This is a genomic window from Niabella pedocola, from assembly GCF_021044425.1.
Taxonomy (GTDB): Bacteria; Bacteroidota; Bacteroidia; order Chitinophagales; family Chitinophagaceae; genus Niabella; species Niabella pedocola.
Genome location: NZ_JAJNEC010000006.1, coordinates 286,297 through 305,071, shown reverse-complemented (window position 1 = coordinate 305,071; position 18,775 = coordinate 286,297). Strand labels below are relative to the sequence as shown.

Below are 18,775 nucleotides of genomic sequence, written 5' to 3'. Positions count from 1 at the left end.
ACAGCATCGGATATCAACCGGGATAGAACCTAACCAGAAACGCTTCCTGAACTATAAATTTAACCGGATGCTTCCGAACACACCGAACTTTTCCGTAGAGCTCCGGAGTGCATCTTTGGGCAGCAGTCTCCAGATAAAATCCACGCGAAGAAAACGCAGGATATTATCGATCCCCGTTCCTACTTCAAGATAGGTTTTTCCGTCCAGCGATTGAAAAGTATGCCCCTCTTTAAAATTCAGCGCTTTATTGGCTTCCGACAATGATCCCCAAAGCGCTTTCACCGTATAAAACTGGCGGAACTTCAATGCCGGGATCGCCTTAAAAATACCGTTGCCGATGTTGTGCTCAAAGTTAATCCCCAGGAACTGGTCATGAATGAACTCATACCGGTTCATCATATTAAATGCATACTTATTATAATAATACAATTCGTTACCGGGCGCCACATTCAGGAATGTATACGGCAACGTACCAAAGGTTTTGCCTCCATATGCCTGGTAAGAAATGATCCCGAAAGGAGGGGTTTTAATATTATCGGACACACTGCCCTGCACCTTTGTGTAATTGTACCGGCCGTTTAGCAGGCCGGAAACACCTTTTGAAATGGTAGCTTCTACAATGGGGTACGGGCTGCCGAGACTGCTCCGGTAAAAATGCGATTCAATAAATTTTTCCTGGAAGGCATACCGAAGCCGCAGTGAGATTTCCGTTGCCCGCAACGGATCATTACCGGTGCCGAACGAATCAGCCGGCACCAGGTTTTTTAAAGGCGTGTATGCACGTGCATTCAGTCCCAGCAGGGTGGAAAAACCTCCGCGTGTTTCATTAAAAAACTCCAATTGCCATTTTTCAAGACTGATAAACTTAAGCGGTATGTTCGGCTTCCGTATGGCAAAGGCAAAAATGTTGTCGGAAGTGATTTCTCCAAAATATACCTGTCCAAAGTCCAGATCCTTTTTATATCCCAGGTACCAATACCTGCGCGGATCCTTCTTCGGCAGGTAGAACAACTCACCCTCCCCTTTTAATTTTTTGTCGCCAAAACCATAGGCCAGATAGGTGTGCCAACGGAACTTCTTATTAAAATGCTTGTTGCTGGCAATATCAAAACGGGTCCGGAACCCTTCCCACGAATTTCCGGTAAACCAGTTATAGGCAGATCCCAGCTCCACGTTTCCGATATTGATATAGCCTGTAGCAAGGAAACCTACCTGCCGGGTTATTTTGCGAAATGGGGCCGCATTCACAATGGTGTCCATCATTTTTATGATTCCCAGCTCTGTGGTCGTCAGCCCTTCGTGCCGGGCGCTGTCCCAGTACAGCCGGTCTTTTTCACCGGATCCCGACTTTACAATGATCTCTTCCTGGGTTTTATTTTGCAGCAGCCGGTTTCGTACGGTAGTATCGTTTACGAGCACATGCTGATAGGTGCTGGTCTTACGCCCTATCACTCCCGGCACCCGGTTATTAAAGGGTGAAAAGTCCACAACCAGTTTATCCTTCGAAATAAACCAGGTGCTGTCATTGATCTTTTTATATTCCTGTATCAGGCTCAACCGGTCCAGGAAATTGATATCGGCCTTTTTGTCGAGCCGCAGGTTCATTTTCTGAACGGCAAAACTGCCGCCTTCCACCCAGCAATCCCCCTCAAACGTATTCATACCCTGCCGCCGCGGTATAAACACCAGGTGATAATATTTTATTCCGCCGATACGCTGGGTATCGCTGACATTGTATTTATAATAAAAATCACCGTTACTGCTTACCGGGCTAATAAACTCTTTATTGAACACATTGATGAAATCATTATAAATGTTAATTACCTGGTCCATACCACCCAGGAATTTCACCATGCTTTCATTTTTGATACCATTGGTATTCACACCTTTGATTTCCTCCCGTCTGCGCAGCGGCCGTTTTTGAAAATAGTAGTCGGAAAGCGATTCTGTAAGATAGGTAGGCAGTACTTTTACCCCTTCTGAACTATCCAGGTTCTTTTTGATCAGGTCGTTCATCGGCCGGAAGGGCTTAATATTGGCAATTTTCTGGATGCTCCGGATATTTTTAAGATCCATCTCCATTTTATTATACAATTCATAATAAAAATTGTCAAACCGCCGGAAACGGTCGTTTTCCGGTTTGTGCTTTACGATATTCTTCCAAAGCCAAAGCCCCAGATCTATTTTGGCCTTTACCACTACTCCGTCATCATAGGTTCTCGGTTCCAGATAAATGATCATTTCCTTTTTTAAGGCACTTACCGGTACCAGCTGGGTTTCATACCCCACATTGGAGATCTCCAGCGTATCCGAAGGCCACTGTGCCGTCTCGAAATGAAAATTGCCTGCAGAATCAGCAATAAAACCCGTATTGGTATTTTTAAACTGAAACGAAACAAAGGGAACCAGCTCCTCGCTATGTTTATCTCTTATAACACCGGAAACACCGTTTTGCGCCCTTAGGCTCACCTGCAGCAGTACGATCCAGCACAATAAAACCAATCTCATCATTCTCATTCTGTCATAGGGTTTTCAAACTTTCAGTTATGTCATCCGTATATTTGCTCGTTCTAAAACGGCCGTTTTTTCCGGAAAAGCAGTGCCGGCCTGCATGGGATGCATTATTGCTGTACCAATTGCAGAAAGATCCGGAACGTTTCATGGCCTAAAAGTAAAATAAAGATTTGTTATGTTATCGATTCATCGTTTTGTCTTTAATCCCTTCCAGGAAAACACGTATATCCTTTACAATGAAACCGGGAAATGTATCATCATCGACCCGGGATTTTCCAACGAAGCGGAGCGCAACGAATTCCTCCGGTTTATTGACGAAAAAAAGCTGCAGCCGGTTTACCTGATCAACACGCATTGTCATATTGACCATATCCTGGGTAACCAGTTTGTATACGATACCTGGAAATTGCCCCTGCACATCCACAAGGGGGAGCATGCAGTACTGCAATCGGGACCCAAAGTGGCTGAAATGTATGGATTTTCCTTTGCGCCCTATACCGGTCCCCTGGCTTTCCTTGATATTACCGACACTATTTCCCTGGGCGATGATATGCTAACCCTGCTTTTTACACCCGGCCACTCGCCCGCCAGCCTGTCATTTTATAATAAAGAAAGTGGCATCCTGATCAGTGGTGATACGCTGTTCAGTGGCAGCATCGGGCGTACTGATTTGCCCGGCGGAGACTTTGCTACCCTGGAACATTCGATCCGGACCCAGCTCTATACATTACCGGATGCCACAAAGGTCTATTCCGGCCATGGACCCGGCACCAGTATCGGTTATGAGAAAAAAAACAACCCCTTTATCCAGGAGTTATAATCCGGTAAAGGGGTCTGATTTTTTTTATTTATCGCACTTAATAACGACGGATCTGTTCTTTCAGCAGCTTACGGGCAAAGTGAATGCGGCTTTTGATCGTTCCGAGCGGTTCTTTTAAATACTCGGCAATTTCCTGGTATTTATACCCCTCAAAATACAAGCGGAACGGAACCTTAAATGTTTCCGGAAGCCCTTCGATAGCGGCATTGATCTCCTTTTCCCGCAGCGAACTCTCTGCCGTATTGGCCACGGAAACCTGGCTCATATTGATCAGGTAATCTTCCGGGGTGCTGTCTAAAATAGTTTTACGTTTTACATTCCTGCGGTAATCATTGATAAAGATATTCCGCATAATGGTAAAAAGCCATGCCTTTATGTTCGTACCCGAATTATACTTTTCGGAGTTTGCCAGCGCCTTATAAAGCGTTTCCTGGTAAAGGTCATTCGCTGATTCTGAGTTCTTTGTAAGATTTACAGCAAAGGGTTTCAGAAAATCCGCATTGTCCACCAACAGTTCATTAAATTCTTTATTTGCCATAACCCGCCTTTTTTGAAATTTGTCTAAATTAAAACTTTACCCGGTAAGCGCAAAGCCGCTCGTCCAATTATAACAAAAAGTTTACCGTTTGAAGGTTCCTGACATTTTGCCGGATTGGGGAAAAAGTGGGTGGCCAGGTTTAATGTTTCCGTTCTGCGTTGAGTTACGTCTAATGCCCGTGATTCTGAAATCTGGAATCTCGACCCTCGATTCTCGATCCTGAATTTATGACGACGTTGGCTGAAAACTGAAGACTGACACAGCTAAAGACTGCTGTTCAGTATACGACCGTTTGTAAGTAATTCCTGGAGTTTTGCGGGTATCTCCAGTGTTTTCAGCCGGGTCATATGGCCTTCATGATGCAGATCCGTACCTACAAAGGAATAAAAATCGTGATCAAGCAGGTATTGGGCAATTTCCTGTACACGGGAGCCATAGCCGCCCGTTACCGAAAGAAGGTTTAATTGAAACAGTATTCCATTATCCTTTATTTCATGAAACAGGTCCCATTTTTTGTACAGGTAGATATAACGTTCGGGGTGTGCCAGCACCGGCTGGTATCCGGCCATCAGCACGTCAAACAACACATTTTTCATGGACATCGACTGATGCATCGTGGAAAATTCCGTTAGCACCAGATTATCTTTAATGGTCAGCAGCGGTTCCTTTTTTTGCAGCAGCTCCAGTATATGATCATCCAGGAAATATTCGGCCGCCGCAGCAATCTCTATATCAATCTGGTTTTCCCTCAATGCATTCCGGAGCAGGTCCAGTCCTCTTTCAATGGTTTCCGGTGTATTTTTATACAGATCCCAGAGTATATGCGGCGTAGTGATCAGTTTGGAATAGCCCAGTTCCTTAAAGTTCCGGATCAGCGCCACCGAGGTTTCCAGGTCCGGCGATCCATCGTCAACCCCCGGGATCAAATGAGAATGCATATCGGTTCCTATTAAGGAATAGTCCATCTTTTGCATCCTGTTTTTCCTCGAAAAAAGCCCGAACATTTTTAAGAAATTGTGCGCAAAGATAGCTGTTAATTCCGGATCAGGCGCTGCGGCCTATCCGCTTATACAGGCGACGCTGCTTTTTCAAAAGGTTATAAAAAACGGGACCCACTTTGCTGACGCAGGGAAAACTCCTGCCGCTTTTGCGAAAAAGCCGGAGGCATATCCCTATCCAGCTGTATTTTCCCCTCCAATAAGGAATAATACAATGCCCTGAAGTCCGAGGCCAGTCTTTTTACGCCAAATCGTCCGGTAACAAAACGGACTCCCGCTTCTCCCATACATTTCCTTAACATATTATCCTCAACCAGAGATAGTAACTGGCTGAAGAATCCCTGTTTGTCCGCTAAATTCGCTAAAAAGGCAGTCTCTTTTTCTATGACTGTATCTTTTACGCCTCCAACATTTGTGGCAATAATGGGTCTTCCCGCCGCTTGAGCTTCGATCAGGCTTACAGGAGTTCCTTCATTAAATGAGGTGAGGCAGACGATATCAAGACCGGCGTTGATTACATCCATATCCGATCGCCAGGATGTAAATATAATCGACCGATCTTGGCGTGCATCCCCGCTTAAACTATAAGAAATATTAAGCGCCGTCGCTTTTGCCTGAATATGCGCACTGGATACTCCATCGCCCACAATAAATGCCCTTACTTTTTTTGTAGTATTCTTCAACACAAAGGCTAGTGCTTCGAGAAACAGGTCATGATTTTTTACTGGAACCAATCGCCCGGTAATACCAATTGCTATTTCATCATCCCCCAAACCGAACTCGGTACGGAAGGCCTTTCTTTTTTCCTCCTGGTTTTCCATAAACTGTTCCAATTCAAAACCTAGGGGAACAACGTGAAATTTGCTTTCTTTTGCCACACGGTACTGATGAGCCAGCTCCATTTTCTGTTCCGGACTAATGGCGACCAATGCTGTGCTTTTTCTTGCAAGGTAGCGTTCAATATTCAAAAAAACCTGGGTTTTTGCCTTACCAAAGTAGGAATGAAACACATGGCCATGGTAGGTGTGCAGTACCACCGGCACCTTCATGTGGTATGCTGCCAGCCGTCCTACGGCTCCCGGTTTTGCGGCATGCGTATGTACAATATCCGGCTTAAACCGTTTAATGACCTCAGTGATCTTGTGATATGCTTTATAATCCTTCACAGGATGCAGAGATCGTCCCATTTCTGGTATCAGAAGCGGCTGAATACCCATTTTTTCTGCAATAAAACCAGCGTCTTGCTCATGATATTCCTTTTCCCCTACAACCAGTAAGGTTTCAAAGTCCGGCTCCAGGAACTTGGTAAGATTTAATACATATAAAAGAGGCCCCCCAACGATGAGCCGATTATGGATTTGCAGTACTTTTGGCATTTTTAAAAAAATTTACGCCTGTACGGTATAAAATAGCGGTTTTCATTAAACAAAAAACAGCCCTGTTCTTTTATACTTAACAGGGCTCTTGAATGCAAGGTAAGAAAGTTTTATGAAAAGACGGTGAAAATTGCAACCAGTGAATCCATTGTCATTTTATAATTCAATATCATAATTACGCTTATAACCCCTTCGCCCTGAGTATAAATTGTCCTTAATGCAAAAGCGTTCAAACAGAATGATATCAAAACTCCTTAGTTACTACTTAAAAACTCTTTGGTAGGCGGTGCCACTCATTTTCTGGAAGGTTTTTGAAGTAATTGTATGTTTTCCCCAACCCCTCTTTTCGTGAAACGATTGGTGCCCAATCCAGCAATTGTTTAGCCAGCGAGATATCCGGTTGCCGTTGTTTTGGGTCATCAGCGGGAAGCGGCTTGTTAACTATTTTTACTTTGTTACCGGTTAATGCCAGCACTTCTTCCGCAAAGCTTCTTAGCGAAATTTCATTGGGATTTCCAATATTCACTGGACCGGTATAATCGCTTAACAGCAGCCGGTAGATACCCTCTACCAGGTCCGATACATAGCAGAAACTACGTGTTTGCGTCCCTTCACCAAATACCGTAATATCCTCCCCCCTCAACGCCTGGCCTATAAATGCCGGCAAGGCCCTACCATCATTGAGGCGCATCCGTGGACCGTAGGTGTTAAAGATGCGGACTATCCGCGTATCAACCTTATGAAAACTATGATAGGCCATGGCAATGGACTCCATATAGCGTTTGGCCTCATCATAAACCCCGCGGGGGCCAATGGGATTGACATTTCCCCAATATGTTTCTGGTTGCGGGTGCACCAGGGGATCGCCATATACTTCGCTGGTGGAAGCTACCAGGATCCGCGCTTTTTTGTCTTTTGCCAGCCCCAGACAATTATGTGTTCCCATTGCACCCACTTTTAGAGTCTGGATCGGGATCTTCAAATAATCTATTGGACTGGCGGGTGATGCAAAGTGCAGGATATAATCTAACGGGCCGGAAATATGAATATATTTAGTAACATCGTGATGATAAAATTCAAAATCCGGAAGTGGAAACAAATGCTCCAGGTTTCTTAAGTCGCCGGTAATCAGGTTGTCCATCCCGATCACCCGGTATCCCTCTGCGATAAACTTATCGCAAAGATGTGATCCGAGGAAACCTGCAGCACCGGTAATTAAAACCCTTTTTTTCATGTTGAAAATCCTAAGAACCACAAAACTAAATCATTGAAAGGACTTTTGACAAGTACAAGGCCGGATTTTCCCTACAGCGGTAACAAAGAAAATCGTTGGGAAGCCAATGAAGCCATGAGAATACTTTATTTTTACCAACTATTTAATATCCCTGCAAATGGTTCCTAATATAACGCTCCTGGATTACGCAATTCTTCCATTTGTGTTGTTCCTGATCTATTTTATTGCATTTCGATATCGGAATAAGTATTACCCTCATACACATCCCTATCGTGCTTTTTTTATCACCAGCCTAACGCTGAAAATTGTTGGGGCGGTGTTTATCGGTATGGTATATGAGTACTACTATCAGGGAGGGGATACGATGAATTTTTTTCATGATGCCCGGATCATTAACAGTGCTTTTGCCGACTCCCCGGTAAAATGGCTAAACCTTTTATTTCACCTTCCGAATGAGAACGCTATTGGTTACTATAACTATATCAGTCAGCTTTACTGGTACCAGGACCCGTCAAGTTACAGTGTGGCCTCGCTTGTAGCTATTCTCGGATTACTCCTTGGCACAACCTATCTCCCCACTGCTATTATTTTCGCGGCAATTTCTTTTATCGGCATCTGGGCCCTGTTCCGGACTTTTGCCAAGCTTTACTCGGATTTTGTAAAACCCGTGGCCATCGCTGTTCTTTTTATTCCAAGTGTGATCGTATGGGGCTCAGGGATTTTCAAAGATACCATTTGTATTTTTGGATTGGGATGGTTGACGTACGGCATTTTCCAGATGTTGATCCAAAAGAACTTCAGGCTCGGAAATATCTTTTTTACTTTGTTAAGCATCTGGCTCGTGGCGCGTGTAAAGATCTATATCCTGGTAGCTTTTTTACCGGCATTGCTGATTTGGGTATTATCACTTTACACCAGCCGGATGCAGAATGCGGCAGCAAGATTCCTGGTAAAATTGACCGTTCTGTCAATTGCAATAGCAGGTTCTCTTTATGTAATGACCTCGCTTGGGGAAGACGTGTTGGGCCGGTACTCATTGAGCAAGCTGGAAGAAACCGCCCAGCTTACCCGGAGCTGGATCATGTATACCTCAGGAGACGACGGTTCTGCCTACGATTTAGGGCCAATGGAAAATATCAACGATATGTTACTGAAATTTCCGCTGGCTGTAAATGTTACGCTGTTCAGACCTTACTTCTGGGAATCGCGAAAACTCATCATTTTGGCATCCGCTTTAGAAGCCTTTTTATTTTTAATGCTCACCCTCAAACTGATTGTCACAATTGGCATCCGTAAGTGCTGGCACACCATCTCTACCGATCCCACAATCCAGTTCTGCCTGATTTTTGCGATTATTTTTGCTTTTGCGGTCGGACTTTCCACGGGCAACTTTGGAGCGTTGTCGCGCTATAAAATTCCTTGTCTGCCTTTTTATGTTTTATCAATACTGATCATATATTACAAAAATGCACCACCCGGAAAGAAACTGTTAAAAATTTTCAATATTTGAGGGCCATATCTTACATTACGAAACGCTTTATAACATATTGAAACGAAAAGCATCTTCTGCGCAACGTTATATCGCTCATACGCTCTCAGTTTTTAGATTTTGTAAGCTTAGCAATATATTGAACCACATCCTTGATACCCATAGATGTATTACCACGGAAACCATCCTTTATTGCCTTCCGCGCCAGTTTGAACTTCAGCTTTTTATCATTTTTTTGGTAGCGCATAATTGTATAGAAAAAGCCTAAAACAAAATAGTAGGCCTTTACATGTGCGATAAAAGCCGATGTGTACCTGCTCTGATATACAAAGGGCTTATTACGGATATAAAAATACACCTTCCAGCCTGTTTTCAGATCCCATTCTTTAAGATAGAACAGGGTGTATTGAGCCGGGTGATAATGATGGCTTTGAGAAACGAGATACGCATGGAATTGATGCCTATACAAGATCCTGTTCCAGTATTCGGACTCATCTCCCCAAATCACCAGCTCTTTTCTGGGAAGGCCGGCTTTTTCAACAACAGCCCTATGAAGCATTGTGCCGTTAAACGGATATCCCACATTGTCAATAAGGGGTTCCTTCAAATCCATGTAGGTTTTAAAGTTTCCGGTTTTAAACACAATGGTTTTCCGGTCCTCAATGTCTAGAACCACCGGGCTTAAAACACAAGGCTTTTTATCTTGATGTTTTAATAACAACATCAACGCATCAGTGGCAGGCTGGCCGTCATCATCCATGCACCAGATCCATTCTGCACCATCTTCAAAAGCAGTTTTTATACCGGTATAAAATCCAAAAGCGCCCCCCTTATTTTCCTGGCTAATAACTTTTAGCCCCTCCTGCGTCGCCAGCCATTCAGTAGTTCCATCAGTACTATTATTATTGACCACCAGGATATTCGGAGTGACTCCTCTCTGATTTTTTATGGCATCCAGGCATCTTTCCAATAACTGTCTTCTATTAAATGTAACAACAACTACCGTTACATTGCTTTGTCCATATATCATAAATCACAAACTATTATTATCTAAAAAAACAGGAATTGCCCGATCATCCCGTAGTGCATCAATGACAAGCGATGCAAAAGTAAGCGCCTCATAAATAACCTGATGCATATCCATATATTTATAGGTACCTAGCCTTCCAACAAAGGACGTTTTGCTTTGTACACCTGCCTTTTCTTTATATGCTTTTAACTTTAACAGGTCACTCTGTAACCTTTTTGGATAGTAGGGAATGTCGTTGTGCTCCGTTTCCTTGCTGTATTCTTTAAAATAAATGGTCTTATCGTATTTTTCCCAGGGTGTAAAATGTTTGTGCTCGGTTATTCGGGTAAATGGAACATCCAGATCAGAATAATTGATTACGGCATTGCCCTGATGGTCTCCGTCAGAAACCATTTTTTCAAAAAAAACGGTCCGGTAACTCAATCTTCCGTATTCATATTCAAAATAGGCATCGATAGGGCCGCTAAAAAAAACATGATCGTATTTCGTATAATCCGTTAAAGGATCAAACTTTTTGTTTAGTTCCAATTGAATTTTCGGATGGGCCAGCAATTGCTCAAACATCGGTGTATAGCCATCTCTGGGGATACCTTGCAAAGGGCTGTTATAATAATTATCATTATAATTAAACCGAACCGGCAATCGCTTTAATATAGAAGCCGGTAATTCTTTAGGTTCACATCCCCATTGCTTTTTTGTATAGCCTAAAAAGAAAGCCTCGTACAGATCCTTCCCAATAAACCTTAGTGCCTGTTCCTCAAATGTCTGGGGTTCTTTTATTGAATGATCAGCAATTTCCTTTATGAAATCCTCTGCCTCCTTTGGATTTAAATTTTTACGAAAAAACTGATTGATCGTATGCAGGTTAACAGGCAATGAATATACGGTGCCTTTGTAGATACACTTTACCCTGTTTACAAAAGGCACCAGCTCAATAAACCGGGATACATAATCCCACACCTCTTGCTTGTCCGTATGAAAAATGTGAGGGCCATATACATGCTCCATAATACTCGTTTCCTCATCCCGCTTTGTATAACAGTTCCCGCCAATATGATCCCGCTCATCGATTACGTGTACAGTACAATGATCATATTTGGTGGCCAGTTCATTGGCAATTATTGCTCCGGAAAAACCTGCGCCTACGATTAAAAAATTTTTAGTTCCCATTTACATTAAGTACTTTTTTGTATAAACCAACATATTTGTTTATGCCATCCTCCAGTGAAAAATAGTTCAGGGCTCCTTTACGGATATCTTCCGGAGAATTTTTGAAAACTAAAAGTTCCTCTATCCCCTCCGAATAAGCTTTTTCAGAAAATTCATTAATTAATATACCCGAGTGATATTTGCGAACAATCATATCTGTATCTCCCACACCTTCATTACATATTACCGGTATCCCCATTGCCATGATCTCTCCCTGTTTTGTTGGACTGCTACTGAGTTTACTATAACACGGCCGTATAAAAAAAACACTGGCATGACTTATTGATAGAAACACCGGTACTTCCCGTCGCTGTGCCCCCCTAAGGATAATTGATTCTATTGCAATTCCACGTTTACCAGCAGCATCCAATATGCCTTTATGCTGATCAAATGTTAAAAACAAAAATTTCGAATTTGGAAAGCGTTTTTGAAAACAGTAAAAAAAGTCCAGCATTTCCTCCAACATATACCAGGAGCCAATGCTGCCCAGGTATGTTAGTATTGTATCATTTGCTCCTATATTAAGCTCTTTGCGAAACGCGGTTTTTTCCGACTCTGTTATATTATTTTGAGCGAATAAATTTGTGTCCACACAACAGGGAATTACCGTAATATTTGTCAACTCTTTTGCAAAGGGCCAGGTTTCAATCTCTTTTTGCGCCTTATAAGTCAAACAAATTTGCTGACTGGCTTTGACAATCAAATCCCTCTCAACTTTTTTGAAATATTTGTACACCCGGTTATAAACCGGATTTGACCGGTTCCACGCTCCTGCATCCACTTTTTCATCTGCCCAAAAGCCTCTTATATCATTAATAATCGGTATTCCAAATTTCTTGTTTAAATAGAGGCCTATGGTACCACCCATGTGTGCCCTACAATGCACCGCACTGAAGCCAACTTTCTTTTGAAGTTTTACCGCCAGTTGCCTCATAGACCTCAGGTCCCAGAGAGTGGCAATAATGGGCGGTCTTTTATGATATGGAACCGGGAACCACTCTACTCCGTTCTCTCTACAAATCGTCTCTATCCGTTCTTTTTGCTGTTTAAACCGGTCCGGCTTTTCACAACTGATCAGATAAAAGCTGCATTTTATTTTTTTTGCAATTCCAAATATATAAGGCAATACCTGCGATTGCCCTAGCGGATCGGTCATTCCATCATGAGAAACATATAATATTTTTATATTCATCTAAATTTCATTTTATTCCCCGTACTCGAACTTTTGTAAGCTAGTGATATTGGGTATATTTTTAAAGCCCCATTGGGAATGGCCAAAATCAGCCTCCCATACTTTTCCCCGATAGGCCAGAGCAACAGGAACCTTGTAAATATTTTTCACATCCGTTATTTGTCTTTTTTGCATCGTTCCATCCGGCGCAACCAAGTACCCACGATCGTTTTCACCTTCCCGCTCCTTGTCGTAAAAAACTATTTCACTTGTTTCTTTAGGTACATAAAAATACTGTACCGGATACTGGTAGTTATCAAAATCCTGTTCGCCTGGATTTTTAAACAACACGATGCCTTCGCTTTTTACAACAACTCTGCTGAATCCGTATCGGGTCTGCAACCAATATTTTTTCCCCTTTTCTATAGGGAATTTAAATCGTTTCATATTCCAACCCCTGTCCAAAACAAGTTCCTTATAATCACAATTTGATTTTGCCACGTTCATCCTGACAAATTCTTTTGATTCCGAGAAAAAAGAAAAAACCGTCTCAGATTCGGCTCCAACATCCAAATTAAGCTGGCCGGTATAAGGAGCATAAAAATAGAAGGGCGTATTATATCCTCCAAAGCGCCACGCGGTATTAGCAATCGGCTCAATATATTTTACTTTATTATAATCAAAAACAAAGTCAGATAAATGGTACGTCTGCGAAGCACTTCTTAGATCCTGTTGAAACTGCCGCTCTATATCACTTTCTGACAAAGGCCTTATTCCATTGCTTCCGGGCACTACATTTCCATTGACAAGAGGCTGAATATAGGCCTGTCCAACAAAGGCAGCTGTCTGCACCATCATTAAATGATGGATGCTGTATAAATAGCGATATAGAGCATCTTTACTTTGTTGTGTTCCATTTTGCTCATAATACATTTTCATAAAATGTACATATGCCTTTAAATCCAAAATGCGTTTCCACGCCAAACTTCCTTTTTCCACAGCAGCGGAAGCTTTTTTCAGGTCTGCCAGGCTAAACGCAACTTCTGCCGTGCCCTGATAGTTTTTACTCCACCTGTCAAACATTTTTTTCATATAGGCCGCTGCCCCATCAAAACAATCGTTCAAATACTGTTTATACAAAGCATCAAAATTGCTGTTCAGATCCCACTGAAGCTGTCCCGCCAGCCATAAGGCATGCCCCATCGGGCCTGCTGCATCGGTTGTTTCCAGATAAATTCCATCAACCTTATTGCTCTTCCAAAATCTGAGTTTTGGCACGATACTATAAATATTGAACTGAGGCAGACCCACACTCCATTGCGTAATATTCCAGTAATCATACAATCCCATATTTCCTGTAACCCACTTTGACCATACGCGGACCATTTCGTCTGGCTGATATGCCGTTTGAAATGCATAGGGAATAATTACCGGATATACATTTTTTCTTAATGGAAAGGAAGGCGCCAATGCATTGGTAGAACCATCTCCATATGCATACGCAGTGATTACAATATGTTTATCATTTTCAGGATATTCCCTGGCAACCTCATTAGCCAGCCACCACCATTTATCTGCATGATTTTTAATCCCGGGCATTTTTGCCGGCAAAGGGTCGTCTACTCCACCGCGACCATCTTCTGGTTCAACGCCCAGCGCAATAAATTCACCGGTAGTCGCATTATATATTTTTCGTATCCAGTCTTTATAAGCACGTACCGCGGCTGCCTGATCGATACGAATACGCCCATTCACTTTCCCGCTTTCACCGGTAAACCATTCAGGATGCGCATCCAATAAATTCTTGTTTGCAAGATAAAATGCCTGGCCTGTATGACCCACACTCGAAAAATCTGCATTGAACCGATTACGCCGCTTCCAGTCGTACCATTTCTGCATATATGTATTCTTGGGATCATAGAGTTGAGGCTGATTAAAATAAAGTCCTCCCGTACCAAAAAAAGAACGATTTCTGAAGCTGGGCTCCATCCATTGCCCACTAAGCTGCGGCCTTCTTAAGGCGGATGGTTTAACAAACCAGTTATCGCCAGGTCCATACCAATGAAAACCTAACAAATCCAGGAAAGTATATATCGCATTCTCAAGGCTATTTTGTGTTGTATATTTTATCGTCGTCTCATTTTTATCCACAGACAGATAAAACGCTTGCCCGGTTCTCTCATCTAAAGAGACTTTTTCAATATGAATTAAGCCGGCGTTATATCCGGTCAATGCATCCCGGAGATCTCTTATTGCAGCGTTCTCCGCCTCCCGGAATTGAATCATCGTTCTTCTAAAATCCGATTGGCCGTAATGAGGATACGGAAACAATAGTAAAGACGACAAACAAAGAATACCAATATTACGAATCATGTTTTTAATAGCAGGGATATAACAAAATGCTTTAAATCCATTTTTTATACCACATCTGAAACATCAGCAGATACCATATTCTTAAATGCAGATCTTTTCTTCCCGAATAGAACTTTTCTTTTAGCTGTTTTACAGCTACCTCATCAAACAGTCCTTGCTTCCTTAAAAATACCGGATCAAAGTACTCTTCTACCAATGGTCTCAATACACCCAGCAGCCAGTCTGTGATGGGAATACCAAATCCAGCCTTAGGACGGTCCATCATCTCCCGAGGTAGATATTTGTAAACGATTTCTTTCAGAATGTACTTTTTTATACCTTTATAATACTTGTATTCCGGAGGCAGCTGGGCTGCAAATTCAATAATGTCCTGATCCAGAAACGGCTCCCGTCCTTCAAGACTAGCGCTCATTGAAGCGCGGTCTACTTTTTGGAGAATATCGTCTGCCAGATAGGTTTGGTAGTCCACGGCCATCATAAAGGATAACGCATCGTCTTTACCGGCCAGTAATTCCGTGCTGCTATGACCGGTTACAAGCGAGGCGGGCTTGTGAAGAAACAATTGGTCGATGTCTGCTTCTGTATATGCAATACTCAGGTTTTTCAGCAAGATCACAGGTGAAGGATCCATGAGTAAATTCTTTAACTTATCATACTGACCAAAAAACTCCGGGCGATTTCTTAAACCAGGAATCTTTTCCGGCTTGACTTGGTTCATTCCACCCGCCAGCAGCTTACGCAGCGGAACTGGAATCCTGCTTATCTTGTTGAGATAACGGCGGATATAGTCATAACGAGTATAGCCTGCAAAGATTTCATCACCCGCATCCGCAGAAAGCGCAACAGTCACCTGTTCACGAGCCATCCGACTCACGAGGATCGTGGGAATAGCGCTGCTGTCAGCAAAAGGCTCGTCATAATAAAACGGCAGCTCCGGGATGATCTGCAGTGCTTCTTTCTCTGTGCAATAATATTCTGTATGATCTGTTCCAAGGTGTTCTGCAATTTGCTTTGCAAATGGGGCTTCGTCCATCTGGTGATCAGTAGTGCCGATGGTGAAGGTTTTTATTCTTGTATTACTATTTTTTTGAAGCAGGGCTGTAACACAACTACTATCAAAACCTCCACTCAGAAACACACCCACCGGCACGTCCGCCACCATGCGGTATTGAAAGGCCTTTTCAAGAATCTGTTCTGTTGCTTCGATTGCATCAGGCAGACTGATCCTGAGTTTAGGCTTATTGTAGTAATCGTAAACATTCCAGTACTGCTCGGTTATGAATGTCTGTTTTTTCATGTCAACGCGCAGTAGATAACCCGGTTGCAACTTACATGTATTTTTAAAAATAGCATGCGGGGCCGGCACATACCCATACTCCAGGAAAGAAGCTATCGCCGCAAGATCCAGCTCTTTTCTAAAACCGGGGTGCGCCATCAGCGTTTTTAATTCTGACCCAAACAGCAGTAAACCATTGTAAAACGAATAATAAAGAGGCTTCACCCCTGCACGGTCTCGGATCCCAATCAGTTCTTCCTTCACTTTATCATACAGTACTATGGCGAACATCCCGTGCCATTTATAAATAGCCGACGCCCCCCATTCCTTCCAGCTATGCAGGATCACTTCCGTATCTGAAGAAGTTATAAATCGGTGCCCCTTCTCTTCGAGCTCCTTTTTTATCTCCTTGTAGTTATAGATTTCTCCATTGAAGACTACTACAAGGTTTTCATAGCGCATGGGCTGATCAGCTGCATGGCTCAGATCAATCACCGACAAGCGGCGATGTCCCAATCCCAGCTGAAAAGCATCCTGCTCATCGAAGTATTCAGCCTGACCATCCGGCCCCCGATGAGTCATGGATGCCGTCATCCGCCAAAGAACCTCAGCAGAACTATTACGATTGAAATCGGCAAAGCCGGCAATACCACACACTTGTAAAATTTAAAACTTAATATAAACAGACACTCCGCAACATCTGCGATGTCCTCAATTTATTTTAATTACTCTCTTTGCAATTTCTCTGACCCTTGTCTTCCATCAAATAACGATCTCAATATAACATTTCGCATACTTCTTCGTATGTAGGTAAAAGACGAAAGGCATCATTCATGTTTTCAATAATGAATAAATATCAATGACTCTCTATCGTTTTAAAGCCACTAACACCATAATATCTTTTTCGATACATATATCCAAAAAATTTTTCTCGGCTACTCGCTCAGAAATAATTTTATACCCCTTTCTATGAAGTATGGTTTTTACTTCCTCTGTTGTTGCCCCATATACGCCATGTGTTTCAACAATAATCACCCTTGGCGAATATGAAAGGTTCGATAAAATCATTTTTTCAGATCCCTCACAGTCCAACTCTAACACATCACAAAATGGAAGACTTTCTATAGGAAATCCCGGCCCATGAGTGCCATATACATGCTCTGAACTACCAATAAAGCTATTCTCAACAATTATACTTTCCTTTGGAACTAGATGTTCATTGTAAGATATGCTGTCCTGTACATACTTAACATATTCTTTTGATCCTTCAAAACAAAATAGTTTGCCATCTTTACCGATTTTTTGGAGAGCTCTTACCACTGTCACTCCGTATCCTCCCCCCACGACCACCACTGTGTCGCCACTTGTTACATGCTCATTTATAGCATCGACTATTGCATCTTCATAACAAGGGATGTCCTTCATTGGCTTATGAAAGAAGGAAAAATATTTATCCAATGCTTTTATCGGTTCTACTCGCACTTCATTATACTTTACGTATCCTCGTACCGGCAGGAGGTTTCTTATAGTTCTTCGATAAGCAAAGCCAAATAATCTAGGGAAAAAATCTTTACTGGTCATATTCTTACTATGATGATTAACAAACTCAATTAGTGTGGTACAAAAGCTACATCAGAAACACCATTTAAATACCTTTAAAAATAATGCATATAAGAATTTGAATATAAATGTAACGATGTCCTGATCTATGCTATCTATATAAATCTGCTATTTTCGCTAAATAAGTATCCACAGAATACGTTTTCAGGCAACTATTATAATCACTCAGAGAAGGTATAAGCTTTGCTTCCAGGATTGATTTAACTTTATCAATAAAGTCTCCTACATCATACGGATTAAAAAAAGTTGCTGCGGATTTGGGAGCCACCTCTTTAAATGCCGGTATATCAGAAACGAGTAATGGAAGCCCAGCTCTTACTCCCTCCATTAGAGCTATTCCAAAAGTTTCAGAAGTTGAAGCTGAAGTAAACAAATTATACTTATCTAAGACTTGAGGAACATTGGCGACTTCGCCTTTGAATCGAATGTTATCCAATTTCAGAGCACTGACACGCTGCCGATATTGGGCAAGAGAATCGCCACCGCCATATATATCGATTGAAACCGGAAAATCTCGCAACCCATTAAATGCCTCAATATAGAATGAGTAATTCTTTTCACTTTTGATCGTTCCAACAGCTACCATATTTAATTGTTCTTTCGAATAATAATTCACAACTCTATTTATAGCTTCTTCACCTAAAACAAAATTAGGTACGCAAACATTTTTTCCTTTTGGAAACGTTGAATTAAGTATTCGCTCAACATATTTTGAAACGCCAACCCTGGTTAGTAACTTTCTTTCTGTCAACCTGTCTAAAACAATCATTCTTCTCACTGACTTTTTATCCTTCATTGTATCATAATCCGCGAAATGATAATGATTGATAACTTTAACATTTTCAGGCGCAGCTACTCTAGAAACAATATTTGTCCAATAAGAGTGCGCATGCAATACATCCGCCTTATATTTATTTATGAGTTTCCGTAACAGGAGAATTGCAAACAGATTACCACCTTTCCCCATCTTGTTTAAACAAATCACATTGGCATTTTGCACATCATTTTCCAATGTATTCGGTGAATGAAAATAGATAAGATAATTTTTACTACTATCCATTCTATTAATTGAATCAATTAATATGCGCTCCGCCCCACCCCGGCCTAAGGAATCAATTATATGAAAT

14 protein-coding genes are annotated in these 18,775 nt (G+C 42.0%); 2 read left to right on the top strand and 12 right to left on the bottom strand.

Annotated features, from left to right (window positions below):
* Positions 1–51: 51 nt before the first annotated feature.
* The gene (locus LQ567_RS20630) at positions 52–2,517 is read right to left on the bottom strand and encodes a DUF5686 family protein (RefSeq protein WP_231007641.1); all 2,466 of its coding nucleotides are present in this window, start codon (positions 2,515–2,517) and stop codon (positions 52–54) included.
* A 172-nt stretch (positions 2,518–2,689) separates the two neighbouring features.
* Here LQ567_RS20630 and LQ567_RS20625 point away from each other — a divergent pair, with 172 nt between their 5' ends.
* Positions 2,690–3,334 carry an MBL fold metallo-hydrolase gene (locus tag LQ567_RS20625; RefSeq protein WP_231007639.1) on the top strand — a complete coding sequence of 215 codons (645 nt, stop codon included), beginning with the start codon at positions 2,690–2,692 and terminating at the stop codon, positions 3,332–3,334.
* 37 nt (positions 3,335–3,371) lie between these two features.
* On the opposite strand, the gene LQ567_RS20620 is transcribed toward LQ567_RS20625, so the two are convergent.
* From LQ567_RS20620 to LQ567_RS20605, 4 genes are all read right to left on the bottom strand, one after another.
* A complete protein-coding gene (locus LQ567_RS20620; protein ID WP_231007637.1) occupies positions 3,372–3,872 on the bottom strand; it encodes an RNA polymerase sigma factor in 501 nt (166 codons plus the stop codon).
* Between the two features lie 263 nt (positions 3,873–4,135).
* Entirely contained in the window at positions 4,136–4,837 is a 702-nt protein-coding gene (locus LQ567_RS20615) for a tyrosine-protein phosphatase (RefSeq protein ID WP_231007636.1), read from the bottom strand.
* A gap of 131 nt (positions 4,838–4,968) precedes the next feature.
* Positions 4,969–6,246: a glycosyltransferase gene (locus tag LQ567_RS20610; protein ID WP_231007635.1), complete on the bottom strand. Its 1,278-nt coding sequence runs from the start codon at positions 6,244–6,246 to the stop codon at positions 4,969–4,971.
* A 265-nt stretch (positions 6,247–6,511) separates the two neighbouring features.
* Positions 6,512–7,480, bottom strand: a complete 969-nt coding sequence (locus tag LQ567_RS20605) for a UDP-glucuronic acid decarboxylase family protein (protein WP_231007634.1) — start codon at positions 7,478–7,480, stop codon at positions 6,512–6,514.
* 157 nt (positions 7,481–7,637) lie between these two features.
* Between LQ567_RS20605 and LQ567_RS20600 the strand changes: the two genes are divergently transcribed.
* Positions 7,638–8,990: a hypothetical protein gene (locus LQ567_RS20600; protein WP_231007633.1), complete on the top strand. Its 1,353-nt coding sequence runs from the start codon at positions 7,638–7,640 to the stop codon at positions 8,988–8,990.
* An 85-nt stretch (positions 8,991–9,075) separates the two neighbouring features.
* On the opposite strand, the gene LQ567_RS20595 is transcribed toward LQ567_RS20600, so the two are convergent.
* The 7 genes from LQ567_RS20595 to LQ567_RS20565 all read right to left on the bottom strand — a co-directional run bounded on the left by LQ567_RS20595 (position 9,076) and on the right by LQ567_RS20565 (position 18,765).
* Positions 9,076–9,999: a glycosyltransferase gene (locus tag LQ567_RS20595; protein ID WP_231007632.1), complete on the bottom strand. Its 924-nt coding sequence runs from the start codon at positions 9,997–9,999 to the stop codon at positions 9,076–9,078.
* Positions 10,000–10,002: 3 nt separating this feature from the next.
* Entirely contained in the window at positions 10,003–11,169 is a 1,167-nt protein-coding gene (gene glf, locus LQ567_RS20590) for a UDP-galactopyranose mutase (protein WP_231007631.1), read from the bottom strand.
* The gene (locus tag LQ567_RS20585) at positions 11,159–12,400 is read right to left on the bottom strand and encodes a glycosyltransferase (protein WP_231007630.1); all 1,242 of its coding nucleotides are present in this window, start codon (positions 12,398–12,400) and stop codon (positions 11,159–11,161) included. The genes glf and LQ567_RS20585 overlap by 11 nt, the downstream gene beginning before the upstream one ends.
* Before the next feature lie 12 nt (positions 12,401–12,412).
* Positions 12,413–14,752, bottom strand: coding sequence for a DUF4838 domain-containing protein (locus LQ567_RS20580; protein WP_231007629.1), 2,340 nt, complete (start codon positions 14,750–14,752; stop codon positions 12,413–12,415).
* A 31-nt stretch (positions 14,753–14,783) separates the two neighbouring features.
* Positions 14,784–16,685 carry an asparagine synthase (glutamine-hydrolyzing) gene (gene asnB, locus LQ567_RS20575; RefSeq protein WP_231007628.1) on the bottom strand — a complete coding sequence of 634 codons (1,902 nt, stop codon included), beginning with the start codon at positions 16,683–16,685 and terminating at the stop codon, positions 14,784–14,786.
* 210 nt (positions 16,686–16,895) lie between these two features.
* Positions 16,896–17,609: a hypothetical protein gene (locus LQ567_RS20570; protein WP_231007627.1), complete on the bottom strand. Its 714-nt coding sequence runs from the start codon at positions 17,607–17,609 to the stop codon at positions 16,896–16,898.
* Positions 17,610–17,739: 130 nt separating this feature from the next.
* Positions 17,740–18,765 (bottom strand): glycosyltransferase, encoded by a 1,026-nt coding sequence (locus LQ567_RS20565; protein WP_394800424.1) that lies wholly within the window; start codon positions 18,763–18,765, stop codon positions 17,740–17,742.
* Between the last annotated feature and the right edge of the window lie 10 nt (positions 18,766–18,775).